The sequence below is a fragment of the Duganella paludis genome (assembly GCF_054461335.1).
Genome location: NZ_CM136922.1, coordinates 4603067 through 4626776, shown reverse-complemented (window position 1 = coordinate 4626776; position 23710 = coordinate 4603067). Strand labels below are relative to the sequence as shown.

Below are 23710 nucleotides of genomic sequence, written 5' to 3'. Positions count from 1 at the left end.
CAAAGAATGGCAAAAAGACCCGTTCGTGGGCGTGTTGACAATGTTGGCACGCTCTAGGTCGGCCCGCGCTATACTGCTGCCGGTGTCATCCACTTTTGTCATCCACTTGACACCACTTTTTTAACCGCTGGATTTTGCGAGAGTGAGCATTGGCGCGGGTTTCAAGAGGTTTTTTGGCGAGGTGGGTTCGAGCCCCATCAGCCACCCCAAAGAATGAAGTGAAAAGCCCAGTCTCTGACTGGGCTTTTTGCGTTTCAGGCCCCGCACGTTTGATCCACCTCTAGCCGCCCTCGCCATCGCACAGCTACGCTGCCTGAATACCCAGCGAGGAGGCCGCCATGCGCCCCATGAGCTTGCTTGACAACCAAATGAAGCAATCGGAGGATAAAGCCATGACTCCCCAATCTGAATCCGATAACGCAGCACTCAATGAGCTCACGCTTACGGTGAAGGTCATGGCGTCCAACTATGCCACCAAGGAAGAACTGGCCACCTTGAATGGCACGGTCAACGTATTGGCTGGCAAGCTGGATGCGATGCCCGCCCAAATCGAACTCGCCCTCAAGACCCACATCGATCAGGCCTTCAAGACGCATACCGAGATGATGTACAAAGTCTTCGCCACCAAGGAAGAACTGGCCACCGCCATCAACCTCCAAACCTGGCGCATGGCCGCATTCGGCAGCCTGCTCCTCAGCGCCGGCTTCGCCTTCGCGCGCTTTCTTTGAAAGCGGAGGCCATCATGGCAAATAAGAGCCTGCTTGACATCGATTCCGAGCAACCGGAAGATGGCCCTCCACCTTCGACAGCAACGACCGCGACCATGAACGAACTGTATACCGCAGTCGAGGTCATCAAGTCCAACTATGTGACCAAGGAGGAGATAGCCCTGCTTGTCGGCAAGCTGGATGTCCTCGCCGCCAACCAGCTAGCGTTTCAAACCCATGCGCTGCAGACCTTCGCCACCAAGGCGGAGCTTTCAAATGCGGTGTATCAGCTCACGTGGCGTATGGCCGGGTTCACCGCCCTCCTCCTCAGCGCCGGCTTCGCCTTTGCGCGCTTTCTCTAAGCCTGGCCGGTGCGTTGGGCTTTGATTTGGGCGGCGATCTTGTCCAGTGTGTCCATCACCGCGCCCGGCGTGAACGGCTTGACGATGTAGCCTTTGGCGCCGCTGCGCAACGATTGCTCCACCGTGCTGCGGTCGGTGCTGGCCGTGACCATCAGCACGGCCGCTTGCGGCTGCTTGCCCCCTATCCAGTTCAGCAGGGTCAAGCCGTCGCCGTCTGGCATCACCACATCCAGGCAGATGATGTCGGCGCGCTGCGAGCGTAGCCGCAGGCGCGCGGCTTCGGCCGTGCCGGCGTCGCCGACGACGTCATAGTCGTCACCCTGAATGATGACCCGCAGCAGGCCCCGGGTCATCTCGTTGTCGTCGATAATGAAAACGCGCAATGGCTGGTGTGTTGGCATGCGATCCTCCACTGACTATCCTCTCCAAACTATAGCGCAAGGCCTGGGCCGATCGTTACAACTTTTTAACTCCTGCTATTGCCCGTTGGAACTAGGTTAACGCTACAATGGAATCATTGTTTGCATTCCCATGCAAAGCCGCAGCACCCTGCCTGCCTCTCCTGAATCCAAGAAGTCATGTCATCAGAAAAAACCATCACCGAAGTCAGCACCTATGGCAAAGATACGCCCATCGGTCGCCCTGACATCGACGGCCGCGCGGCCGTCTTCGTCCCTACCCCAACCTTCGACGCCGGCACCAACGCCAACATCCGCATGGGTGCGGGCATCGTCGGCTTCGGCAATCCCGACGGCACGCTGACCGTGTACTTCGAAAGCAACCGCTTCGAAGACAGCAGCCTGCACAAGTGGGAGAACAAGGCGCGCAAGGCCTACGACCGCATGGTGATGGGCGCACCCACCGTGTCCAAAGCCAAAATCAACGCCGGCATGCTGGAACAGGTCGGCGTCATCGACGGCATGGGCATCCACCTCAAGCAGCCGGAACGCCTGCAGCAATGGCTGGAAACCGCCAACGCGCTCGACACCGCGCCGGTCAGCCCGATCACGCTCTGGAAAACCAAATAAAGTTGTTGAAAGGATAGAAGACAAGCAGTTGTCCTACACTGCGATGGACATTTGGCTGATGCCGGAAAGACAGGCTGTGGACTATTCTGGAGTCATTCCAGTTCCCCAACCCTTTCTTTTCAGGAGCACGTCATGGCACGCTATCTTCATATCGCATTTGGCGCTTTCCTGATCACCGTTGCGGGCGCCTCCGCTTACGAACTCTGCTCCGAGAACGTGCTGCACACCGCTTCCATCTACGTGCTGCGTTAAGCCGTTCCCATAAAAAAATCCCGCTGTCACCTCTTCAGGCGACAGCGGGATTTTTTATTGGCGCTTGCCGACCGCTCAGCGGTGGCGATAGTAGCCGCGTCCGCCACGGCCACCGCAGCACCAGCGGCCGAACGAGAAGTTCAGGCCCAGCGCGATCGGCGGGTAGTAGTAAGACGGCGTTGGCGCGTAATACACGGGCGCCGGCGCGTAGTAAGCCGGTGGCGCCACGTAGGTGGTGGTGTAGACCGGCTGGCTGCCATACGCCACGCGCGCAGGTTGCTGGGCCGGCAACTCCTCGGTCCAGGTGCCCGAGCGCGTTTCCGAACCGGACGGCATCACGGCTACGGTGTGCCACTGGTAAGGGTCTTGCACGGCGGCGGGCGCGTAGTAATTCGGACGCTGCGTCGCGCAGCCGGTCAACGCCGCCAGGGCGGCAACTGCAACAACGATGGTTTTCATGGCGATTCTCCTCTATCCAGATCGTACTATATAAGGAAGTCCGGCACGTTTCGCTCGCCATTACAGTTTATTACAACCGTTGTGACAGCCGAAAAAAAAGGAACCGCACGCGGTTCCTTTTTGCTGTGGCACAAGCGGATCAGTCCAGCTTCCAGGCGTAGTCGACCTTGGTCCAGGTTTCGGCAGGTGCGCCGTCCTTGGTGCCCGGCTTGAACTTGCAAGCGCTCAGGGCTTTGACGGCCGCCTTGTCCAGATTCTTGAAGCCGCTGCTCTTGTCCACTTTGGAATCGGCCACGCTGCCGTCCGGCTTGACCAGGAAGGACATCGAGACCGTACCCTGCTCTTCATTCATCAGGGACGCTTTCGGGTATTCAGCCTTGCAATTTTTCGCATCGAAACTAGCTGGTACTTCGGCTGCAAAAACTGCCGGGGCGCTCGACACGAGCACTGCTGCGAACACACTCAACCAACGCTTATTTGTAGACATCTGATTTCCCCAAAAGTGTAGTATCTATCCGGCTTTGCCGGCCGTGCTCGCGCACGGCCTATATGCGACTGATTACAGCTTCCAGCTATAGTCGACCTTGGTCCAGGTCTGAGCCACGGAACCATCCTTGGTGCCCGGCTTGAACTTGCAGGCGCTCAGGGCTTTCAGGGCTGCCTTGTCCAGGTTTTTGAAGCCGCTCGACTTCTCGACTTTCGACTCGACCACGTTGCCGTCGGCGCCGACCAGGAAGGCCATGGTGACATCGCCTTGCTCTTCGTTCATCAGCGAGGCTTTTGGATACTCTGCTTTGCAGTTTTTGTCGTTCAGCGAGGCTGGCACTTCAGCGGCGAAAGCCGAGGTGGCGGCGGACAGGAGGACGGCGGCGAATACAGACTTGTTCATAATGCGATTTCCCAATGAATTGTTATTAACGACTGGTTAAACGAACTCCACAGCGGACCATTCGTCCACAAAAGCGGACGGCAGACTGCGGCAATAAAATTTTCAAGACGACTTAGAACTCTTCCCACTCGTCGCTGCCGGCGGTGCTGGCTGCGGCGACTTTCTTCGGTTTGGCTGCCGGTGCGGCCGCTGGCTGGGCAGCCAGTTTCTTCACTGGAGCGCGGGCGGCTGCGATCGGCTTGACCACGGCTGCCTTGGTGGCGAATGCAGGCGCGGCGACTGCTGCGCGCTCTTCACCTTCCACCAGCTTGAAGATGCTGACCACGCGAGACAACTCGCCAGCCTGATCCTGCAAGCTTTGTGCTGCTGCGGCGGCTTCTTCCACCAGCGCGGCATTCTGTTGGGTCATGCTGTCCATCTCGATGATGGACTGGTTGACCTGGGCGATACCAGCGCTCTGTTCCTGGCTGGCGTTGGCGATTTCGCTCATGATGTCGGTTACGCGACGGACCGAGGACACCACTTCTTCCATGGTCACGCCGGCCTGGCCGACCAGCTTGGTGCCGGCGCCGACTTTTTCCACCGAGTCGTCGATCAGCATCTTGATTTCTTTGGCGGCACCGGCCGAACGCTGGGCCAGGTTGCGCACTTCCGACGCCACCACGGCGAAGCCGCGGCCTTGTTCGCCGGCACGGGCTGCTTCAACCGCAGCGTTCAGCGCCAGGATGTTGGTCTGGAAGGCGATGCCATCGATCACGCCGATGATGTCCACAATCTTCTTGGCCGATGCGTCGATCGAGCTCATGGTGTCAACCACTTGCGACACCACCTGGCCGCCCTTGACGGCGACGTCCGATGCGGCCGATGCCAGCTGGTTGGCTTCACGGGCGTTGTCGGCGTTCTGCTTAACGGTCGAGGTCAGCTGATCCATGGCCGACGCGGTTTTTTCCAGCGACGATGCCTGCATTTCGGTACGCGACGACAGGTCGACGTTGCCGGCGGCGATTTCACGCGAGGCGGTGCCGATGGTTTCGGTGCCGGTGCGCACCTGGCTGACGATGTCGCGCAGGCTGTTGCGCATTTCACGCATTTCCGACACCAGGCTGTCCGGTGCGGCGCCGGTGGTGTTGATCGAGATCGACAGGTCGCCGTTGGCGATCGAACCGGCGATCGAGGCGGTGTAATCCGGCTCGCCGCCCAGCTGCTTCAGCAGGCCACGGGTGATCACCAGTGCGGCGGCCACCGAAATCGCCACGGCCAGCAGGCCCATGATGATCATGAAGTTGCGGGCGCTGGAGAAGCCGGCGGCGGCGTCAACCTGCATCTGCGCATTCATCTTGTCTTCCAGCGCGCCCAGTTGATCCAGGGCGGTCATCCATTTTTTCTGCGCTGGGCGGATTTCCTTGACCAGCACGCGGGTCGCCTCTTCAGGCTTGGCCGCCAGCCACAATTCCGACGCCTTGGCGATGGCCGGCATGGCGATCGCTTCGCTTTCCTTGACGGTCGCCAGCAGGGCTTTTTCTTCAGGCGTGGCTTCCAGCGCGAACTGTGCGCTCAGCTTGCCCTGGGCTTCGGCATACTTGCCGGCCAGTTCCTTGATGCGGTTCATGTCGGTTTCCATGTCGGCCGGGTCGGCGATCATGGTCAGGACTTTCAGCGAATTGACACGCTCGCTGACGTTGTTGCGCATGTCGACGACCAGACGCGACACGACGTTGTTCACACTAATCACGTGATCCAGGCGGTCCTGGATCTGCGCCATGCGCACGATACCCACGGCAGTCACTGCCACCAGGAACAGCAACACCAGGGCGAATCCAAGGCCCAGGCGCGTACCGACTTTCATTTTTGCTAAATTCATTTCGTCGTCTTCTTAAGTGACACCGTTGATAGAAGTTGCCCCGAATAACACGTCTTGTGGTCGCGTCATTCAAACAAAACCCTTGCTGCTAAGTAATAAGCTATGACAGTAGCAAACAATGACTGCGAATGCAAAATTTGACGCTCCACCAGCAGCTCGCATGTAGTTTTTTGGGCCGCAACACACAACGAAGGTCGGTGGATATGTGTGTATATTACGGAATTATAGATGCAAATTTTGCCTCAAAGCAAGCAATTACTGCCTCAAAAATACGCAAGCGAACTTTCTGCGTGGAAATTTCACCACACCCGTTGAAAGTTCGTCAAAATTGGTATTTCTAAGCAGCAATACGCAGGCGGGCTGCGGCTTCGAGGAGCAAATTGGCGTCGCCGAGGGCGAGCTTTTTGGAGTCGGACAAAGTCTGACGGAAGGCACGGGCGCCGGGCAGGCCGGTCATGATGCCGAGCATGTGGCGGGTGATGGAATTGAGCTTCATGCCGAGCGGGCCATACTGGACCAGTTGCGCCTGGATGTAGGGAATCATGGCTTCGAGCACCTGTTCGCGGGTCTTTGGCGCGCTCTTGTCGCCGTAGTAGCGCTGGTCGAAGTTGGCCATCACGAACGGATTGTGGTATGCCTCGCGCCCCAGCATCACGCCGTCCAGATGCAGCAAATGCTCGTCGATTTCGGCTTCGGTCTTGATGCCGCCGTTGATAATGATTTCGAAGTCAGGGAAATCGCGCTTGAGCTGGTAGGCGTATTCGTACTTCAGCGGCGGGATTTCGCGGTTTTCCTTGGGCGACAGGCCCTTCAGGATGGCGTTGCGCGCGTGCACGATGAAAGTAGTGCAACCGGCATCCGCCACCTTGCCCACGAAGTCGCGCACGAAGTCGTAGCTTTGCACATCGTCGATGCCGATGCGGTGCTTGACGGTGACGTCGATGGAGACGGCGTCGCGCATGGCCTTCACGCAATCGGCCACCAGTTGCGGCTCGGCCATCAGGCAGGCGCCGAACGCGCCCTTCTGCACGCGCTCGGACGGGCAGCCGCAGTTCAGGTTGATCTCGTCATAGCCCCACTTCTCGCCCAGCTTGGCGCTGGTGGCGAGGTCGGTGGGATCGCTGCCGCCCAGTTGCAGGGCAACCGGATGCTCTTCCTCGTTGAAACGCAGGTGGCGTTCGACGTCGCCGTAAACCAGCGCGCCGGTGGTCACCATCTCCGTGTACAGCCAGGTGTGCTTGCTGATATGGCGATGGAACATGCGGCAATGGCGATCCGACCAATCCATCATCGGCGCCACGGACAGGCGGCGGCTAGGCACTACAGGTGCTTGGTCGGCAGTCGGCGAGGTGATGATGGTCATGGAGTGGCCACTACGGGAAACGATTGGGGGCCGTCATTATACAGCGAATCAGATGAAGTCCCGCTTCGCCCCTTGAATATGCACCGTTGCCGCGATGACGGCAACCGCCACCACCAACTGCGCCGCCACGATGGACAGCGCCGTTGCATTCCAGGTTGCCGTCGCGCCGTAGACATGGCGCGCGATCGGCTCGCTGTAGGCGACGCTCCACAAATACGCCGAAGTGGCCAGCTCGAGCAGCAGGATCGATAGCACCGTCGCCCCCAGCGACTGGAATACCAGGCTGGCGCTCAGGATGCAGCAGTAGGCCACAAACACGCCAAGGAAAACCATGGTGATGAACGGCGCCGCGCCGCGCGGAAATAGCCCGAGGCCGAAAGCCAGGTAGAACGCCACCGCGCTGACCGCCAGCCAGAACACGGCAAACACCGGCAGGTTGACCAGCAGCTTGGCGCGTGTGAATTCGCGCATCGTCACCGGCAGACTCATGATGAAGGCCTGGGTCGACCTTTCCCTTTCGAAGACATTGGTCTTCATCGCCAGCACGATGCCGCAGGTGGCGGCGGGGCCGATCAGCAGGACGAAGCCGAGATTGATCAGTGCCCAGTCCGGTATGTGTCCGTGCAGCAGCGGCACGACCAGCATGGCGGCCAGACTCACCAGGCCGAAAGTCAGGATGACGCCGCGCACCAGGCGCAGATCCTTGCGCACCAGTTGCGGGATGATCGAGGTACTCATGACGTCAACTCCATCAAGGTGTTCGCCTTGGCGCACTTGACGTTGGCAAGGAAGATTTCTTCCAGCGTCAACCGTTCCACCGCGCTGACGGCCAGGCCGGCGCCGGTAAAGCGCGCGGCAATGGCGTCATCGTACTCATTGACGGTGACCGCGCACAGCCGCCCGCTCTGCTGGACATCCTTGATGTTGGCCAGCTCCGGCAAGGGCTGGTCCGGTCGCCGGGTCAGGCGCAGCCTGCGCCAGCCATCGATGAAATCTTCCTTGTTGCGGCTTTCGACGATGCGGCCGCCGTAGATGAAGGTGATGTAATCGGAAATCTGTTCCACATCCGCCGTGTTGTGCGACGAGAACAGGATCGAGCGCGTCTCGTCCGCCATGGCGGACATCATTTCATCGAGCACTTCCTTGCGCACGGCGGGATCGAGGCCGGTGGTCGGTTCGTCGAACACCAGCAGTGACGGCCGACGCGCGAGCGCCAGCAACAGCGTGGCCTTGACGCGCTGGCCGTGCGACAGGCCTTTGACCTTCTGGTTTTGATTCAGGTCGAAGCGACGCAGCAGCAGGCTGGCGTAGTCCGCGTCCCAGCTGGCGAAGATGGACTTGATGAAGGCCATGTGAAAGCCGATGGTTTCGCTTTCGTACAGCCGCATGTCCTCGGCGATGAAGCCGATATTGCGCTTGGCGGCCACCTGCTGTTCCGGCATGGCGTAGCCCAGCACCTTGACCGTACCGGCATCCGGCGCCAGCAGTCCCATCACCATGCGCAGGATGGTCGACTTGCCGGCGCCGTTGGGACCGACCAGGCCCATCACGGTGCCCTGTTCGACAGCCAGGTCGGCCGCCTCCAGCGCGAAATGCGGATAGCGCTTGCTGATTCCCGTGCACTCTACTGCCAATGGCAAATCCATTCCGGTCCCCTATTCCATGTGTGGCTTGAGCATCTGCAGTACTTTCTCTTCCGACAGGGACAGAGATTTCGCCAGCTTGCCGGCCTGCTCCAGATGCTGCATCAACTCCTGCCGCTGAAGCAGCTTCATGTCGAGCGCATCGCTGACCCAGCTGCCTTTGCCCTGCTGGGTAATGATGACGCCCTCACGGCCCAGTTCCAGGTAGGCGCGCTTGATCGTGATGATGCTCACCTTGATCTCGCTGGCCAGCTCCCGTACCGATGGCAACGGCGTTTGAGGCGGCCAATCCCCCACAGCGATGCGCTGCTTGATCTGCTCCATGATCTGCTGATACATGGGGCTGGTGTCTGCTTGGGAAAATACAAAGCCGCTCTTCATATACACAGTATGCACAGTTAACCGAAAATGGTCAAACGCCTTTTATGGCGTAAATGGCAGCGTGACCAGGCCGACCAGGTAGCGGGCCGGGGTCGCGCCGGGGTTTTCGTAGGCGATGGATTGGCCTTCGCGGAAGGCGACGCAGTCGCCTGCTTGCAGGCGCCATTGCTGGTCGCCGGCGGTGACGATGATCTCGCCTGCCAGCAGCCATACTTGCTGGTGGATGTCGGCGCCGTGCGGCGATTGGTCGTAGGCGACCCGCCGGCCGGGCGGAAATTCCACTTCCACCAGTTGCATCGGCGAGCGCACGCCCGGCGATAGCTGGCGCCGCGTGTAGCCGGAGGCGGGATCGGTCCACACGGCCTGTTCGGCACGCGTGCTCAGCGGCGACGGCGCCGGGTCCTGCGCCGCGAACAGCGAGGCCATGGTCACGCCCAGCGCGCCGGCCAGCTTGTCCAACACGGTGGCGGTGGCGCTGCTTTCGCCGCGTTCGATCAGGGAAATGTTGGAGCGGCTGACGCCGCTGCGTTCGGCCAGCGCCGCCAGCGACAGCCCGCGCGCATTGCGCAAACTCAGCACGCGGCTGGCAATGAGTTGATTGATGTCCATGAAATCCATTATACTGGATTTGTCATCCAACAAAATGACGCGCCATGCCTATCGCCTTTGAAACGCCCGACCAGCCCGAAGTCTACGCGCTGATCACCGAGCTGGATGAATACCTGCTCGGCCTGTATCCGCCGGAATCGGTGTACTCGCTGGATGTGCAGGCGCTGCTGCAGCCGAATATCCAGTTCGCCGTGGCGCGCGATGCGGCCGGCGCGGCCATCGGCTGCGCCGCCATCGTGCTGACCAACGAATACGGCGAGATCAAGCGCATGTATGTGCGTCCCGCCGCGCGCGGCGCCGGCACCGCGCGCCAGTTGATGGCGCTGCTGGAACAGACCGCGCGCAGCGCCGGCTGCCCGCAGCTGATGCTGGAAACCGGCCCCGACATGCACGAGGCGCTGACGCTATACGCGCGCCACGGCTTCGAACGCTGCGGCCCCTACGGCGACTACCCGGACGATCCGCTCAGCGTGTTCATGCGCAAGCCGCTGAATTAACCGAAAGGCGAGCCCGCCAGGAAGGCGTGAATCTGCGCCACCACAGCCGCGCCCTCGCCCACCGCCGCCGCCACCCGCTTGGTGGAGCCGGAACGCACATCGCCGATCGCGTACACGCCGGCCACACTGGTTTGCAAGGCCGAACGTATGCCGGTTTCGTCCGGCCCGGTGCGGATAAAGCGGTGCTGGTCGACCTTGACGCCTGAGCCGTCCAACCAGCCGGTGTTGGGATCGGCGCCGATGAACAGGAACAGCCGACACACGTCGTACAGCACCTCGTCGCCGCGCTGCGCGTGATGGACGCGCACTTGCCGCAAGCCGTCGTCATCGCCCTCCAGCGCCACGATCTCCGAGTGGGTATGCAGTTCGATGTTGGCGTTTGCCGCGATGCGCTCGATCAGATAGCTCGACATGCTCGACGCCAGACTGTCCTTGCGGATCAGCATGTGCACCTTGCGCGCATGGGCCGCCAGGTACACCGCCGCCTGCCCGGCCGAATTGCCGCCGCCGACCAGGATCACGTCCTGGTCCTTGCATAGCTGCGCCTCGACCGGCGAAGCCCAATAGTAGACGCCCTTGCCTTCAAACTGCTTCAGATTGGCCAACGCCGGGCGGCGATAACGGGCGCCGCAGGCCAGCACCACGCTGCGCGCCTTGAGTTGCAACAGGCTGCCGCACAGCTCCACGCGCAGCGCATGATCGCTGCAGCCGAGCAGGCGGCCGGCCGGCGCCGGAATGGCGATCTCGACACCGAACTTTTCCGCCTGCACGTAGGCGCGGCCGGTCAGCGCACCGCCCGATATGCCGGTCGGGAAACCCAGATAGTTTTCGATCCGCGCGCTGGCGCCTGCCTGCCCGCCATAAGCGCGCGTTTCCAGCACCAGCACCGACAGGCCCTCCGAGCCGGCATACACCGCCGTCGCCAGTCCCGCCGGGCCGCCGCCGACCACGATCACATCCCACAGCGTATCCTCGCTCAGTTCCCTGAGCATGCCGACGCAGCGGCCCAACTCCACCACCGAAGGATTTTTCCTCATGCCGCTACCGGGACACAGCACCAGCGGCAACTCCGCCGGCGTGGGCCGATGCAGCGCCACCAGCCCGGCCGCGCGCGCATCGTCGGCCGGATCAAGAATCGTATGCGGATGCGCATTCGCCGTCAGGAAGCTTTGCAAACCATGGATGCGGTCATGCCCGCGCGGACCGATGATCACCGGCCCGCCGGAGTTATCCGCCAACAGCGCCACGGTGCGCAGGATCAGCGTGCGGATCAGGCGCTCGCCCAGTTCGGCATGTTCGACCACCAGCGTGCGCAGCGCGGCCGCCGGCAACATCAGCACCGTCAGCGCGCCTTCGGCAAAGCCGTCGTACATGGCCGGACGGCCCGATAGCTGCCCCACCTCGCCGCTGAACTGTCCCGGCCCCAGGGTGGCGATGCGGTAGGCATTGTCGAAGCCATCGTGGCGATACAGCGCAATGGCGCCGCTCAGCACGAACAAGGCGCCGGGCGCGGCATCGCCCGCGCAGAAAACCTTCTCGCCATCGGCAAAATGGCGCTCGGTACCAAACCGGCGCGCATGGCGCAGATCCGATGCGCCGAGCACCGGATACACCTGGTGCCGGCGTTTTTCCAGCTCACCGGTAGGCAGCGGCGGCGGCGATGAAGGGCTGGTACTCATCACGCTCTACGCCGCCGAGGGTGCACCTTTTTTCTTGCGCACCACCGCCAGCGTCGGCGCCTGCGGGCCGAAGATAGTGGCGACGCGCTCCAGCCGCACGGCCGCCTCGCCGGTCAGCGTGCCGGTGGCGCCCGCCACCTGGCGCACGATGCCCAGCGCCGTCGCGCGCGCCTCCGGCTCTTCCGGCAGCAGCAGAGGCAGATCGGCCAGCGCCGCTTCCTCGTCCACCTGCAACATCAGGTACTGCTCGCGCAGGATGGTCTTCAGCAGCGTCAGGCTCATCTCCTTGTCGTCCGAAGTGCGCAGGCGCAGCTGGCGCATGGCGGCAAAGGCGCGCTCGTCCGCCGCGCTCATTTCCGGGCTGCGGAAGATGTACAGCAGGGCGCGGATGATGCCCTCGGTGACACCGCCCTCTTTCGTGCGCAGCGCCAGCGCGGCGCGGGTGGCGCTGCTGGCCGCCTCGCGTGCGATGTCGCGGCCGATGCGGCGCGGCTTGCCGCCATCGGTGCTCAGGCCCACCAGCGCCTGCAGCAGCGGCGAGCCATACACACCGAGGAAGATATTCTCGGTGGCCTGGTCGCGCGCATCGCGATAACGGTCCAGGGCGTCGACGATCTGCTTGGACCATGCCTCCTGCATTTGCAGGAACACATTGTCCTTGGCCACCGGCCGGCGCTCCGCGCGCACCTTCTCGGCCAGCGCCGGAATGCTGTTCAGCAGCGGGTTCTTGCTGGAGAACGCCGTGTAGCGCATGCGCAGCGGATGCGATTCGCGCAGACGCTCGGCGCTTGCTTCGGTCACCAAGCCTTTCACCAGCGGACTGGCGAAAGTCTGGTACAAGCCTTTGTTGATTTCCGACAACCGCGCCACGGTAGCGAAGCGGCGCTCATCCTCGACGTCGTTGCCGCCCAGCTCGCGCAGCGACTCCAGGTTGCGGCGCTCGAAGCGCATCACGTAGTCGCCTGCGGCCAGGTCGCCGGCGGCGATTTCCGCCTGCAGCATTTCCTCGTCCTTGTCGAGGAACACCGCTTCATACAAGCCCGGCGGCATGATGTCGATCATGTCCATCGCCGCCGTGAATTCCTCGTGCTCCTTGTTCGCCACCGACGCCGAAACAAAGATACCCAGGTGGCCTATGCTCTGGTGCATGGAGTAGATGATGGTCTGGCCGCCGGCCACCAGCGCCGCGTCGTCCTCGTACAGATCGAGCACCCAACCCAGCGCCTGCTGCGGCGGCGTGATGTCGTCGCCCCACGAGCAGAACACCACGATCGGCGACTTGATGTTGCGCAGGTCGATGCGGTGGCCGTTGCTGTCCATCAGCGCGGCGTCGCTCAGGCGGTTGCCGACGAACAGCGAGTCGGCGATGTACTGCATTTCGCCGGCGTTCAGCAGCACCGGGTTGCCCCACCATTTTTCAAACTCCAGGAAGCGCTGTGCCTCGGTGTCGATCTTGGAGTAGACGTTGTAGTTCTTGCTCCAAAGCGTATTGGACGGATTCATCTTCTCGAAGTTTTCGACCAGCTGGGCGCCGTCGAAAATGCCGTTGCCGAGGTCGCCCGCGAGCGCCGTCATCCAGGTGCCGCCGAGCACGCCGCCCAGGTAGCGCAAGGGGTTCTTGCCGCGCACGCCGGCCCAATAGGACAGCGGCGCACCGGCCAGCACCAGCGGCCCGACCAGGTCGGGATTGAGGGCGCTGGTCATCATGATCTGCCAGCCGGCCTGGCAATTGCCGATCAAGGCCGGCTTGCCGTCGGCGTGCGGATGCTGCGCCGCCACCATGGCGATGAACTGCGCTTCGGCACGGCACACGTCTTCAATGGTCTGGCCGGGACAGGGATGCGGCAGGAAGCCGACGAAGTAGCACGGATGGCCGGCCTTGAGCACCACGCCGATTTCGCTGTCGTGCTTCATGCCGCCGATGCCTGGGCCGTGGCCGGCCCGCGGGTCGAACACGATGAAGGGACGCTTGGTGGGATCGGGCTCGATGCCGTCCGGCTGCAGGATGTGCAGCAGGCCGTAGTTGACCGGCCGCTCAAGATGGCGGCCGTCCATGACGACCTCGAATTTAAAACTCAGCACGTGGGGGGCGGTTTGTTCGGCGCGATGGTTGCGCTCGTCGCCGCGCTCGCGCAGCACGTCCATGAACAGGATGGATCGCTGGGCCGCATCGATCCAGTAATCGGTTGCCTGCTGGGCCAGGTTGAAGGGATTGCCGGGCCAGTTCAGCCAGGGGTTGCTCTTGTCGTCGCTCACCGTGTTCCTCCGTTGCGTTAATGCTGCCTCGCACCAAAGTACCGCAGCGACCGAAAAAACGCAAACGAAAAAACCACACGCTCCAGCCCGGTTTCTTGCCCAGTTCTTTATTAAATTTGTAATAGATTGACCATTGCGCAATAATCAACTCATGAGCCCAAATCGCATCGATACCTTGCTAACCCACCTCTACGAATCCGTCCTGGCGCCCGACGGCTTCCAGCGCTTCGTCGGCGCCTTCATCGACCTGTTCCAGTTGAAAGCGGCCATGCTGCTGACGGTGAACCGCCAGACCCAGGAGGTCAAGGGCTTGTGGATGGAAGGCCTGCAGGAAAAATGGATGACCATGTATGCGATGGAATACGCGGCCGAAGACGTGCTGGCGCACCACATCCACAGCTCCCCGATCGCCACCTTCTACGCCAGCAACCTTGACCTGCCCGCCGGGCAAGTGCAGGACACCCGCTTCTATCGCGAGTGGGTGGAACCGCAGGGCGTGGCATGGGCCAGCGGCGCCATCGTGCTACACGAGGGGCCGTGGCTGACGCAAATGATGTTGCAACGGACGCCGCAACAACCACCGTTCGCGCGCGAGGAACTGGACCTGTTCAACCTGCTCATGCCGCACTTGCAGCGGGCGCTCCAGATGCGGCAGCGCTTCGCCGAACTGCAACTGGGGCAGAACCTGCTGATCAGCGGCCTCGACGTGATCGCCATGCCGGCCATCCTGATCGACGAATTCTGCCGCGTGGCCCATTGCAACCGCGCCGCCGGCGTGCTGCTGCAGGGCCGGCGCGACCTGTGGCTGGAAGAATCCCACCTGTTTTGCCGCAGCGGCACCGTCACCCAGCAGCTGAACCTGGAAATCACCAAGGCCATCCACGCCAGCCAGGGCACGGCCGGCGACATCCCCGGCGTGGTGCTGGTGCCGCGCGTGGGGCAGCGCGACCTGATGGTGCTGATCTCGCCGATGCGCATGGCGGCGCGGCCCGAGGTGCGCAGCGGCGCCCTGCTGTTCGTGTTCGACCCGGAAGCGGCGCCGCACATCCGCACCGAGCTGGTACAGCGCCTGTTCGGCCTCAGCGAGGCGGAGGCGCAGCTGGCGGTGGCCATCTGCAGCGGCCTGACGCCGGAAGCGGCCAGCGTCGAACGCGGCACCTCGCTCAACACGGTGCGCACCCAGCTCAAAAGCATCTTCGCCAAGACCGGCACCAGCCGCCAGGCCGACCTGGTCTCGGTGCTGCTGGCCAGCCCGGCCTACTTCCTGTCGCACCAATCCCCCGGCCCATAAAAAAACCACCCCGTGGGGTGGTTTTCAGTATTACGCTTCGCGCGATGCTTTTTTACGCTCGTGCTCTTTCAGGAAGCGCTTGCGCAGACGGATCGATTTCGGGGTGATTTCCACCAGTTCGTCGTCGTCGATGAATTCGACTGCGTATTCCAGCGACATCTGGATCGGCGGCACCAGGCGCACGGCTTCGTCGGTACCCGACGAACGCACGTTGGTCAGCTGCTTGCCCTTGATCGGGTTAACCACCAGATCGTTGTCACGCGAGTGGATACCGATGATCATGCCTTCGTACACTGGGTCGTTGTGGACCACGAACATACGGCCGCGATCTTGCAGTTTCCAGATGGCGTAGGCAACGGCGGCGCCGTCATCCTGCGAAATCAGCACGCCGTTGCGACGGCCGCCCAGTTCGCCTTTGGTGTTGTCTACTGGAGCGTAGGCATCAAACACGTGCGACATCAGGCCGGTACCACGGGTCAGGGTCATGAATTCGCCCTGGAAGCCGATCAGGCCACGTGCTGGAATACGGTATTCCAGACGCACACGGCCTTTGCCGTCCGATTCCATGTTCTGCAGGTCGCCACGACGACGGCCCAGTTCTTCCATCACGCCGCCCTGGTTGGCTTCTTCAACGTCAACCGACAGTTGTTCGAACGGCTCATGGCGCACGCCATCAACCATTTTGAACACCACGCGTGGACGCGATACAGCCATCTCGAAACCTTCGCGACGCATGTTTTCGATCAGAATGGTCAGGTGCAGTTCGCCGCGACCCGAAACTTCGAAGGTGGTGTCGTCGTCGGTTGCAGCAACGCGCAGAGCAACGTTGGCTTTCAGTTCTTTGTCCAGACGATCGCGCAGTTGACGCGAGGTCACGAACTTGCCTTCGCGGCCAGCCAGCGGCGAGTTGTTGACCATGAAGTTCATGGTCAGGGTCGGCTCGTCGACGGTCAGCATAGGCAGCGCTTCCGGGGTGTCCGGTGCGCACAGGGTCGAACCGATGCCGATTTCGTCGATACCGTTGATCAGGCAGATGTCGCCGGCAACAGCTTCGTCAACCAGCACGCGCTCCAGGCCCTTGAAGTTCAGCACCTGGTTGATGCGGCCTTTGATCGGGGTGGCGCCTGGGCCGTTGATGACCAGAACGTCCTGGCCGACCTTGACGGTGCCGCGGTTAACGCGGCCAATGCCGATCTTGCCCACGTAGGACGAGTAGTCCAGCGAGGTGATTTGCATCTGCAGCGGGCCTTCTGGATTGTCATCGCGCACTGGCACGTGTTCCAGGATGGCGTCGAACAGCGGCTTCATGTCGCCATCACGTACGTCTTCGGTCAGGCCGGCGTAGCCGTTCAGGCCCGAAGCGTAAACGATAGGGAAGTCCAGCTGCTCATCGGTAGCGCCCAGCTTGTCGAACAGTTCGAAAGTCTGGTTGATCGCCCAGTCGGCGCGTGCGCCAGGACGGTCGACCTTGTTGACCACCACGATCGGCTTCAGGCCCAGGGCCAGTGCTTTACGGGTAACGAAACGGGTCTGTGGCATTGGGCCTTCTTGGGCATCCACCAGCAGCAGAACCGAGTCAACCATCGACAGAACACGTTCCACTTCGCCGCCGAAGTCGGCGTGGCCTGGGGTGTCGACGATGTTGATGTGGGTGCCTTCGTACTCAACCGCGCAGTTCTTCGACAGAATCGTAATACCGCGCTCTTTTTCGAGGTCGTTCGAGTCCATGACGCGGGTATCGACCGCTTGGTTTTCGCGGAAGGTGCCGGACTGGCGCAGCAGCTGGTCAACCAGCGTGGTTTTGCCGTGGTCAACGTGGGCGATGATTGCAATATTGCGAATTGCGCGTTTAGTAGTAGACATAGTCGTTATCTTGGGGAAAAACTGCGGGTGTACGTACAGGAGGTACGTAAAGCCGGCAAGTATAGCATGTTGCGGCGCAACTTTATCTCTTTATTGCGCCACAAATGCGATTAATCGTTCAGGGGCGAGGATGCTGTACTCGCCGAGGTGGGCGGTGCCGAGCAGCTTGTCGTCCAGGTAGACGCGCACCCTGCCCTGCTCCGCCGGCACGGCGATTTGCTCTTTGCCCAGCGCCAGGCGCTGGCCATTCAGGAAACGTTTCGCCAGCTCGGCGTTCAGCTGCACGGCCGGGAAGCTCGACAGCAGCGCGTCGACCCGCGACAGCAGGCTGTGCGGCGCTGCATGGGCCACCAGTTCATCGAGCGTGATCATGTGCTCGGTGGTCAGGGCGCCGACCTGGGTGCGGCGCAGCGCGTTCAGATGGGCGCCGCAGCCGAGCGCTTCGCCGATGTCCTGGCCCAGCACGCGGATGTAGGTGCCCTTGCTGCAGGTGACCGACAGCTTGAGGAACGGCGCCTCATACGAAATCAGCTCCAGCTTGTGGATGATGACGTTGCGCGCTTCGCGCTCCAGCGTGATGCCGGCGCGGGCGTATTCGTACAGCGGCTTGCCGTCGCGCTTCAAGGCCGAGTACATCGGCGGCACTTGCGCGATCGGGCCACGGAACTGTTCCAGCACGGCGTGGATCTGCTCCAGCGTGACATTGACGTCGCGGGTATCGATGACTTCGCCTTCGGTGTCGCCGGTGTCGGTGGTCTGGCCCAGGTGCACTGTGGTGTCATAGGTCTTGTCGGCTTCCAGCAAGTCCTGCGAGAACTTGGTGGCCTCGCCAAAGCACAGCGGCAACAGGCCGGTGGCGAACGGGTCGAGGGTGCCGGTGTGGCCGGCCTTTTTGGCGTTGAGCATGCGCTTGGCTTTGATCAGCGCGTCGTTGCTGGAAAAGCCGACCGGCTTGTCGAGCAGCAGCACGCCGTCCACTAGATCGCGGACGCGCTTGGTACGGGCTTGATTCATTTACTCGGACTCTGCGCCGTCGGTGCCGTCATCCAGCGAGCGGGTGCTGTTGGCCTGGTCGATCAGGGCCGACATCGCCATACCGCGCGCGGCCGAGGTGTCGTGCACGAAGTGCAGCTGCGGCAGCGTGTGGATGTGCAAACGCTTGCCCAGCTGGTTGCGCAGGTAACCGGCGGCGGCATGCAGGCCGGCCAGCGTGTTCTTCACGGTTTCCGCGTCGTCCTTCAGCATGGTGAAGTAGATCTTGGCGTGCGCGTAGTCCGGCGTCAGTTGCACTTCGGCCAGCGTGATCATGCCGACGCGTGGGTCTTTCAATTCAAATACGATCAGCTCGGACAGGTCTTTCTGGATCTGATCGGCCACGCGTTGACCGCGTTGCGGGATGTTTTTGCTATGTTTTGCCATGATGATTCCATAAACGGCAAGTGGACGGGAAGGCCCGTCCACTTTACCAGATACTGCTGTGCTACCCGTAAATTACAGGGTACGCGCGATTTCCTGCACTTCGAACACTTCCAGCGTATCACCCACTTGGATGTCGTTGTAGTTCTTCAGCGACAGGCCGCACTCCAGACCGGCGCGGACTTCTTTCGCATCGTCCTTGAAGCGTTTGAGCGAGTCGATCTCGCCGGTCCACACCACGATGTTGTTGCGCAGCAGACGGACGGAAGACGAACGCTTGACCACGCCATCGGTAACCAGGCAGCCGGCGATGGCGCCGACTTTGGACACCAGGATAACCTGGCGTACTTCGACCTGACCGATAACGGTCTCGCGCTTCTCCGGCGCCAACATGCCCGACAACGCCGACTTGATCTCGTCGATCGCATCGTAAATGATGTTGTAGTAGCGAATGTCCACGCCGTTCGACTCGGCCAGCTTGCGCGCCTGTGCATCGGCACGGGCGTTGAAGCCGATGATGACCGCTTTCGAGGCCACCGCCAGGTTGACGTCCGACTCGGTGATGCCGCCGACCGCTGCGTGCACGATCTGTACGCGCACTTCCGAGGTCGACAGTTTCTGCAGCGAGCCAACCAGCGCTTCCTGCGAACCCTGCACGTCGGTCTTGATGATCAGCGGCAGGTTCTTCACTTCGCCTTCGGCCATCTGGTCGAACATGTTTTCCAGTTTCGCCGCTTGCTGCTTGGCCAGTTTCACGTCGCGGAACTTACCTTGACGGAACAGACCGATTTCACGTGCTTTACGCTCGTCGGCCATGACCATGACTTCTTCACCGGCTTGCGGCACTTCGGTCAGACCCTGGATTTCGACCGGGATCGATGGGCCGGCTTCGGTGATCGGCTTGCCGTTCTCGTCCAGCATGGCGCGCACGCGGCCATACGAGGAACCCGCCAGGATCACGTCGCCGCGACGCAGCGTACCGGATTGCACCAGCACGGTGGCCACGGGACCCTTACCTTTATCCAGGCGACCTTCAACCACCAGGCCACGGGCCGGGGAATCGATCGGTGCTTTCAGTTCCAGCACTTCGGCTTGCAGCAGCACTTGCTCCAGCAACGCGTCGATGCCTTCGCCGGTCTTGGCCGACACCGGCACGAATGGCGATTCGCCACCGTATTCTTCCGGCACCACGCTCTCGGCAACCAGCTCTTGCGTGACACGGTCCACGTTGCCGCCCGGTTTGTCGATCTTGTTGATCGCCACCACCAGAGGCACGCCGGCCGCTTTCGCGTGAGCGATCGCTTCCTTGGTTTGTGGCATCACGCCGTCGTCCGCCGCCACCACCAGAATCACGATGTCGGTGGCTTTCGCACCGCGGGCACGCATCGCCGTAAAGGCTTCGTGACCCGGCGTATCCAGGAAGGTGACGATGCCGCGTGGGGTTTCCACGTGGTAGGCGCCGATGTGCTGGGTAATGCCACCAGCTTCGCCCGACGCCACTTTGGCGCGGCGGATGTAATCCAGCAGCGAGGTCTTGCCGTGGTCGACGTGACCCATGACGGTGACCACCGGTGCGCGCGGCTTGGCTTCGAAGTGCGCGTGCTCGCCCTGGTCGGCCAGAATTGCTTCCGGATCGTCCATTTCGGCCGGGTGGGCTTTGTGGCCCATTTCCTCGACCACGATCATCGCGGTTTCCTGGTCCAGCACCTGGTTGATGGTGCACATCTGGCCCAGCTTCATCAGCTGCTTGATGACCTCGGATGCCTTGACGGACATCTTGTGCGCCAGTTCGGCCACGGTGATGGTCTCCGGTACGTGCACGTCTTTGATGACGGCTTCGGTCGGGGCCTGGAAGTTGGTCTCGCGATCATCGGCTTGATGATGACGGCGACCACCGCCCTTGCCACCACGCCAGCTGTCGCGGCCGGTGGAGGAACCCGGACCGGAACGGCCCTTCGGTGCGCCCGGTGCGCCGCGCTTCTTGGCGTCGTCCGACCAGGTCGACGAGACATTGGCCGATTTGATCGACTTCTTGTCCGCCCCGGCCACCGCTGGCTTCTTGTCGCCTGGCTTGGCGGCATTGGCGGCATTGGCGGCGGTGGCCGGCTTGTGCAGCGTGCCTTCGGCAACTTTCGGCTTGACCGGTGCCGGTGCTGGCTCAGGGGCTTTGATGGCGCGGCGTGGCGCGTTCATCATGGCCTTGATCTGGGCGACTTCGTCGGCGACGGCCTGGCGTGCGCGCTCCGTGGCAGCGGCTTGATCAGCGGCTTCCTTGGCGACGGCAGCAGCCTTTTTCTTGGCTTCGTCGGCGGCGGCTTTTTTCTTGGCTTCCTCGGCAGCGCTGTCGGCGGTCTGCACGACCGGCTCGGCGGCAGGCGCGGCGGCAGCGGCGGCCTTGGCGGCAGCGGCTTTCTTGGCTTCCGCGTCGGCTTCCTTCTTGGCTGCTGCGGCGGCTTCGGCCGTAGCCTTGTCCTGCGCGGCCTTGTCGGCTTCCAGCTTGGCCAGGCGTTCCTGCTTCTCGCGCAGTTCCGCTTCCTGACGTGCGATCAGTTCCGCTTGCTTACGCACTTCTTCTTCGCGGCGTGCAACTTCAGCCGGGTCGATCACCGGTGCTGCCGGAGCGGCAGGGGCGGCGGCCACCGGCTCGTCGCGCTGGACGAAGGTGCGGGTTTTCTTGACGGCGACCTGAATCGTGCGGGCCTTGCCATTGGCATCGGCCTGCTTGATCTCGGTGGTTTCCTTGCGCGTCAGCGTAATCTTTTTCTTCTCTTCAGCACCGGCGCCGTGGGTACGGCGCAGGTGATCGAGTAGCTTATCCTTATCATCTTTCGACAATGGATCTGACGTCGAACTTTTTTCGACGCCGGCAGAACGCAGCTGCGTCAGCAGCAAATCTGCAGGCATCTTCAGTTCGGTGGCAAATTGGGCTACGTTGTTACTCGCCATTCAGTCCTCTTTTCTATGTGTCGCGGAGATGATAAAGATACTCAAATTAAGCCTTTGCGGATTCAGTCAGACTCCAGGCCTTGGCTTGCAGGGCCTTGGCACGGTCATCATATTTCGCGTCAACCAACTTCATCTCATCGTCGGTCACATCTTCAAATTCACTCGTAATCAGTGCTCGTGCCCGGTCGGACGACAGAGCCAGAATGGCGCCGAATTCGTCATAAGCCAGAGCGGCAAAAGCTTCTACCGTTTTGATACCAGACAAGCCCAGCTTGCCGGCGGTGATACGGTCCATGCCTTCCAGACCGACCAGCGCCTCGTCCATGCCTTCCAGGCCTTCTTCCGAAGCGATCGCTTCGGTGACCAGGGCGTCACGGGCGCGGGTGCGCAGTTCGTTGACGGTATCTTCGTCGAACGATTCGATTTCCAGCATTTCGGAGATCGGCACGTAAGCGATTTCTTCCAGGCTGGCAAAGCCTTCTTCCACCAGGATGTCGGCCACTTCTTGGTCGACGTCCAGTTTTTCCATGAACAGGGCGCGGATCGCGGCCGTTTCCTGGGCTGCCTTGTCGGCCGATTCCTCGGCCGTCATGATGTTGATCTTCCAGCCGGTCAGGTCGGAAGCCAGGCGCACGTTCTGGCCGGAGCGGCCGATGGCGATCGCCAGGTTTTCTTCGTCCACCACCACGTCCATGGCGTGCTTCTCTTCGTCGACGACGATCGAGGACACGTTGGCCGGAGCCAGGGCGCCGATGACGAACTGCGCCGGATCTTCCGACCACAGCACGATGTCGACGCGCTCGCCGCCCAGTTCACCGGTGACTGCCTGCACGCGCGAACCGCGCATGCCGACGCAGGTGCCGATCGGGTCGATGCGTTTGTCGGCGGTGTACACGGCGATCTTGGCGCGAACGCCGGCGTCGCGTGCTGCTGATTTAATTTCCAGCATGCCTTGCTCGATTTCCGGAACTTCCAGTTCGAACAGCTTCATGATGAATTCCGGCGCGGTGCGAGACAGGATCACTTGCGGGCCGCGCATATTGCGGTCCACGCGCAGGATGTAGGCACGGACGCGGTCGCCGATACGCAGGTTCTCTTTCGGGATCATCTGGTCGCGTGGCAGGCGGGCTTCGATCTTGCCCGATTCAACGATGGCGTCGCCACGTTCCATGCGCTTGATGGTGCCGGTGACCAGCGAATCGCCGCGTTCCAGGAAGTCGGCCAGAATCTGTTCACGCTCGGCGTCGCGCACGCGCTGCAGCACCACTTGCTTGGTGTCCTGCGCGAAGCGGCGGCCGAATTCCACCGATTCAATCGGCTCTTCGATGTGGTCGTCCACTTCGATGTCAGCGATCTGTTCTTTGGCTTCGAAGTGCAGGATTTCCTGGTCCGGCAATTGCAGGCCTGCCTCGTCAGGCACCACGTGCCAGCGGCGGAAGGATTCGAACTCACCCGACTCGCGGTCGATCGAAACGCGGATGTCCACTTCACCCTCATAACGTTTCTTCGTGGCTTGCGCCAACGCGAACTCCAGTGCGCCGAAAACGACATCTTTATCGACGTTCTTCTCACGCGCCAGCGCGTCTACCAATAACAAAACTTCGCGACTCATGCTTTGCGTCCCTTAAAATCCACCTGCGGCACCAAGCGTGCCTTATCCACATCGGCGAGCGTAAAATCCAACTGCGCCGGACCTTCCTTGCTTTCAAATTCCAACGACAAATTCTCGCCTTCAGGCTCCAGCAGGACGCCCGTGAACGATTTCCGGTTGTTCGTACCCGGCATGGCTGTGCGCAGTTTAATGACTACTTCACAGCCGGCAAAACGTGCAAAATCCGCGAGTTTGCGCAGCGGACGGTCGAGGCCCGGCGACGAGATTTCGAGGCGTTCGTAAGGAACGTTCTCGACCGTCAGCACGTGCGACAATTGGTGACTGACCGTGGCGCAATCTTCTACGGTGATCGGACCTTTTTCTTCGGCATCTTCGGCGGTGAAATCGATAAACACGCGCAGCAGTCCGCGCTCGGCCCGTTCGACATCAACCAGCTCGTAGCCCAGACCGGCGACGGTCTTTTCAATCAGTTCCAGCAGCTGCAAGAAAATTCTCCAGTTCAAGGCCTGTTTATGCGTTGCAAAAACAGACCGATCAAAACGGTTCAACAAAAAAAAATGGGCATCTGCCCATCTTTCTAAAACACCCAGCCAGAT

Annotated in this window: 23 protein-coding genes; 5 read left to right on the top strand and 18 right to left on the bottom strand. The window is 61.5% G+C overall.

Going from position 1 to position 23710, the window contains the following annotated elements; all coding sequences use genetic code 11:
- The first annotated feature begins 392 nt into the window (after nt 1-392).
- Together ACXZ1M_RS20310 and ACXZ1M_RS20305 are read left to right on the top strand one after the other, a co-directional pair.
- Nucleotides 393-728 carry a hypothetical protein gene (locus ACXZ1M_RS20310; RefSeq protein ID WP_459049444.1) on the top strand — a complete coding sequence of 112 codons (336 nt, stop codon included), beginning with the start codon at nt 393-395 and terminating at the stop codon, nt 726-728.
- A 14-nt stretch (nt 729-742) separates the two neighbouring features.
- Nucleotides 743-1069: a hypothetical protein gene (locus ACXZ1M_RS20305; protein ID WP_459049443.1), complete on the top strand. Its 327-nt coding sequence runs from the start codon at nt 743-745 to the stop codon at nt 1067-1069.
- Here ACXZ1M_RS20305 and ACXZ1M_RS20300 read toward each other — a convergent pair.
- Complete coding sequence (locus ACXZ1M_RS20300; RefSeq protein ID WP_459049442.1) at nt 1066-1470, bottom strand: response regulator; 405 nt, start codon at nt 1468-1470, stop codon at nt 1066-1068. The two genes, ACXZ1M_RS20305 and ACXZ1M_RS20300, sit on opposite strands and share 4 nt — an antisense overlap.
- A 177-nt stretch (nt 1471-1647) precedes the next feature.
- On the opposite strand from ACXZ1M_RS20300, the gene ACXZ1M_RS20295 reads away from it, so the two are divergent.
- A complete protein-coding gene (locus tag ACXZ1M_RS20295) occupies nt 1648-2097 on the top strand; it encodes a hypothetical protein (RefSeq protein ID WP_459049441.1) in 450 nt (149 codons plus the stop codon).
- Between the two features lie 327 nt (nt 2098-2424).
- On the opposite strand, the gene ACXZ1M_RS20290 is transcribed toward ACXZ1M_RS20295, so the two are convergent.
- The 9 genes from ACXZ1M_RS20290 to ACXZ1M_RS20250 all read right to left on the bottom strand — a co-directional run bounded on the left by ACXZ1M_RS20290 (nt 2425) and on the right by ACXZ1M_RS20250 (nt 9554).
- Nucleotides 2425-2808, bottom strand: coding sequence for a hypothetical protein (locus tag ACXZ1M_RS20290; RefSeq protein WP_459049440.1), 384 nt, complete (start codon nt 2806-2808; stop codon nt 2425-2427).
- A gap of 139 nt (nt 2809-2947) precedes the next feature.
- Nucleotides 2948-3295 carry an energy transducer TonB gene (locus tag ACXZ1M_RS20285; RefSeq protein WP_373990896.1) on the bottom strand — a complete coding sequence of 116 codons (348 nt, stop codon included), beginning with the start codon at nt 3293-3295 and terminating at the stop codon, nt 2948-2950.
- A gap of 72 nt (nt 3296-3367) precedes the next feature.
- Entirely contained in the window at nt 3368-3697 is a 330-nt protein-coding gene (locus ACXZ1M_RS20280; RefSeq protein WP_373990895.1) for an energy transducer TonB, read from the bottom strand.
- 112 nt (nt 3698-3809) lie between these two features.
- Nucleotides 3810-5558 carry a methyl-accepting chemotaxis protein gene (locus ACXZ1M_RS20275; RefSeq protein ID WP_459049439.1) on the bottom strand — a complete coding sequence of 583 codons (1749 nt, stop codon included), beginning with the start codon at nt 5556-5558 and terminating at the stop codon, nt 3810-3812.
- Nucleotides 5559-5895: 337 nt separating this feature from the next.
- Nucleotides 5896-6921: a tRNA dihydrouridine(20/20a) synthase DusA gene (gene dusA, locus ACXZ1M_RS20270; RefSeq protein ID WP_459049438.1), complete on the bottom strand. Its 1026-nt coding sequence runs from the start codon at nt 6919-6921 to the stop codon at nt 5896-5898.
- A gap of 48 nt (nt 6922-6969) precedes the next feature.
- On the bottom strand, nt 6970-7659 hold the full coding sequence (locus tag ACXZ1M_RS20265) for a hypothetical protein (protein ID WP_459049437.1): 690 nt from the start codon (nt 7657-7659) through the stop codon (nt 6970-6972).
- Nucleotides 7656-8567 (bottom strand): ABC transporter ATP-binding protein, encoded by a 912-nt coding sequence (locus tag ACXZ1M_RS20260; protein ID WP_459049436.1) that lies wholly within the window; start codon nt 8565-8567, stop codon nt 7656-7658. Before ACXZ1M_RS20260 ends, ACXZ1M_RS20265 begins: the two co-directional genes overlap by 4 nt.
- A gap of 9 nt (nt 8568-8576) precedes the next feature.
- Nucleotides 8577-8903 carry a GntR family transcriptional regulator gene (locus ACXZ1M_RS20255; protein ID WP_459049435.1) on the bottom strand — a complete coding sequence of 109 codons (327 nt, stop codon included), beginning with the start codon at nt 8901-8903 and terminating at the stop codon, nt 8577-8579.
- Nucleotides 8904-8987: 84 nt separating this feature from the next.
- Nucleotides 8988-9554 carry a helix-turn-helix domain-containing protein gene (locus ACXZ1M_RS20250; protein ID WP_459049434.1) on the bottom strand — a complete coding sequence of 189 codons (567 nt, stop codon included), beginning with the start codon at nt 9552-9554 and terminating at the stop codon, nt 8988-8990.
- 44 nt (nt 9555-9598) lie between these two features.
- On the opposite strand from ACXZ1M_RS20250, the gene ACXZ1M_RS20245 reads away from it, so the two are divergent.
- Nucleotides 9599-10051 carry a GNAT family N-acetyltransferase gene (locus ACXZ1M_RS20245; protein ID WP_459049433.1) on the top strand — a complete coding sequence of 151 codons (453 nt, stop codon included), beginning with the start codon at nt 9599-9601 and terminating at the stop codon, nt 10049-10051.
- On the opposite strand, the gene ACXZ1M_RS20240 is transcribed toward ACXZ1M_RS20245, so the two are convergent.
- Together ACXZ1M_RS20240 and ACXZ1M_RS20235 are read right to left on the bottom strand one after the other, a co-directional pair.
- Entirely contained in the window at nt 10048-11730 is a 1683-nt protein-coding gene (locus tag ACXZ1M_RS20240; protein ID WP_459049432.1) for an FAD-dependent oxidoreductase, read from the bottom strand. The two genes, ACXZ1M_RS20245 and ACXZ1M_RS20240, sit on opposite strands and share 4 nt — an antisense overlap.
- A 6-nt stretch (nt 11731-11736) precedes the next feature.
- Nucleotides 11737-13986 (bottom strand): DUF3141 domain-containing protein, encoded by a 2250-nt coding sequence (locus tag ACXZ1M_RS20235; protein WP_459049431.1) that lies wholly within the window; start codon nt 13984-13986, stop codon nt 11737-11739.
- 151 nt (nt 13987-14137) lie between these two features.
- On the opposite strand from ACXZ1M_RS20235, the gene ACXZ1M_RS20230 reads away from it, so the two are divergent.
- On the top strand, nt 14138-15277 hold the full coding sequence (locus ACXZ1M_RS20230; protein ID WP_459049430.1) for a helix-turn-helix transcriptional regulator: 1140 nt from the start codon (nt 14138-14140) through the stop codon (nt 15275-15277).
- 30 nt (nt 15278-15307) lie between these two features.
- Here ACXZ1M_RS20230 and typA read toward each other — a convergent pair whose 3' ends face one another.
- From typA to rimP, 6 genes are all read right to left on the bottom strand, one after another.
- Complete coding sequence (gene typA / locus ACXZ1M_RS20225; protein WP_459049429.1) at nt 15308-17140, bottom strand: translational GTPase TypA; 1833 nt, start codon at nt 17138-17140, stop codon at nt 15308-15310.
- Between the two features lie 90 nt (nt 17141-17230).
- Nucleotides 17231-18154 carry a tRNA pseudouridine(55) synthase TruB gene (truB, locus tag ACXZ1M_RS20220; RefSeq protein ID WP_459049428.1) on the bottom strand — a complete coding sequence of 308 codons (924 nt, stop codon included), beginning with the start codon at nt 18152-18154 and terminating at the stop codon, nt 17231-17233.
- Nucleotides 18155-18559: a 30S ribosome-binding factor RbfA gene (gene rbfA / locus ACXZ1M_RS20215; protein ID WP_459049427.1), complete on the bottom strand. Its 405-nt coding sequence runs from the start codon at nt 18557-18559 to the stop codon at nt 18155-18157.
- Between the two features lie 72 nt (nt 18560-18631).
- The gene (infB, locus tag ACXZ1M_RS20210) at nt 18632-21502 is read right to left on the bottom strand and encodes a translation initiation factor IF-2 (RefSeq protein ID WP_459049426.1); all 2871 of its coding nucleotides are present in this window, start codon (nt 21500-21502) and stop codon (nt 18632-18634) included.
- 46 nt (nt 21503-21548) lie between these two features.
- Complete coding sequence (gene nusA, locus ACXZ1M_RS20205; RefSeq protein ID WP_459049425.1) at nt 21549-23114, bottom strand: transcription termination factor NusA; 1566 nt, start codon at nt 23112-23114, stop codon at nt 21549-21551.
- A complete protein-coding gene (gene rimP / locus ACXZ1M_RS20200) occupies nt 23111-23599 on the bottom strand; it encodes a ribosome maturation factor RimP (RefSeq protein WP_459049424.1) in 489 nt (162 codons plus the stop codon). The genes nusA and rimP overlap by 4 nt, the downstream gene beginning before the upstream one ends.
- Nucleotides 23600-23710: the final 111 nt, after the last annotated feature.

Excerpts from the sequence above, each read along its gene's own strand:
- ACXZ1M_RS20310 (WP_459049444.1), top strand. The coding sequence starts at position 393 with ATGACTCCCCAATCTGAATCCGATAACGCAGCACTCAATGAGCTCACG.
- ACXZ1M_RS20305 (WP_459049443.1), top strand. The coding sequence starts at position 743 with ATGGCAAATAAGAGCCTGCTTGACATCGATTCCGAGCAACCGGAAGAT.
- ACXZ1M_RS20300 (WP_459049442.1), bottom strand. The coding sequence starts at position 1,470 with ATGCCAACACACCAGCCATTGCGCGTTTTCATTATCGACGACAACGAG.
- ACXZ1M_RS20295 (WP_459049441.1), top strand. The coding sequence starts at position 1,648 with ATGTCATCAGAAAAAACCATCACCGAAGTCAGCACCTATGGCAAAGAT.
- ACXZ1M_RS20290 (WP_459049440.1), bottom strand. The coding sequence starts at position 2,808 with ATGAAAACCATCGTTGTTGCAGTTGCCGCCCTGGCGGCGTTGACCGGC.
- ACXZ1M_RS20285 (WP_373990896.1), bottom strand. The coding sequence starts at position 3,295 with ATGTCTACAAATAAGCGTTGGTTGAGTGTGTTCGCAGCAGTGCTCGTG.
- ACXZ1M_RS20280 (WP_373990895.1), bottom strand. The coding sequence starts at position 3,697 with ATGAACAAGTCTGTATTCGCCGCCGTCCTCCTGTCCGCCGCCACCTCG.
- ACXZ1M_RS20275 (WP_459049439.1), bottom strand. The coding sequence starts at position 5,558 with ATGAATTTAGCAAAAATGAAAGTCGGTACGCGCCTGGGCCTTGGATTC.
- dusA (WP_459049438.1), bottom strand. The coding sequence starts at position 6,921 with ATGACCATCATCACCTCGCCGACTGCCGACCAAGCACCTGTAGTGCCT.
- ACXZ1M_RS20265 (WP_459049437.1), bottom strand. The coding sequence starts at position 7,659 with ATGAGTACCTCGATCATCCCGCAACTGGTGCGCAAGGATCTGCGCCTG.
- ACXZ1M_RS20260 (WP_459049436.1), bottom strand. The coding sequence starts at position 8,567 with ATGGATTTGCCATTGGCAGTAGAGTGCACGGGAATCAGCAAGCGCTAT.
- ACXZ1M_RS20255 (WP_459049435.1), bottom strand. The coding sequence starts at position 8,903 with ATGTATCAGCAGATCATGGAGCAGATCAAGCAGCGCATCGCTGTGGGG.
- ACXZ1M_RS20250 (WP_459049434.1), bottom strand. The coding sequence starts at position 9,554 with ATGGACATCAATCAACTCATTGCCAGCCGCGTGCTGAGTTTGCGCAAT.
- ACXZ1M_RS20245 (WP_459049433.1), top strand. The coding sequence starts at position 9,599 with ATGCCTATCGCCTTTGAAACGCCCGACCAGCCCGAAGTCTACGCGCTG.
- ACXZ1M_RS20240 (WP_459049432.1), bottom strand. The coding sequence starts at position 11,730 with ATGAGTACCAGCCCTTCATCGCCGCCGCCGCTGCCTACCGGTGAGCTG.
- ACXZ1M_RS20230 (WP_459049430.1), top strand. The coding sequence starts at position 14,138 with ATGAGCCCAAATCGCATCGATACCTTGCTAACCCACCTCTACGAATCC.
- typA (WP_459049429.1), bottom strand. The coding sequence starts at position 17,140 with ATGTCTACTACTAAACGCGCAATTCGCAATATTGCAATCATCGCCCAC.
- truB (WP_459049428.1), bottom strand. The coding sequence starts at position 18,154 with ATGAATCAAGCCCGTACCAAGCGCGTCCGCGATCTAGTGGACGGCGTG.
- rbfA (WP_459049427.1), bottom strand. The coding sequence starts at position 18,559 with ATGGCAAAACATAGCAAAAACATCCCGCAACGCGGTCAACGCGTGGCC.
- infB (WP_459049426.1), bottom strand. The coding sequence starts at position 21,502 with ATGGCGAGTAACAACGTAGCCCAATTTGCCACCGAACTGAAGATGCCT.
- nusA (WP_459049425.1), bottom strand. The coding sequence starts at position 23,114 with ATGAGTCGCGAAGTTTTGTTATTGGTAGACGCGCTGGCGCGTGAGAAG.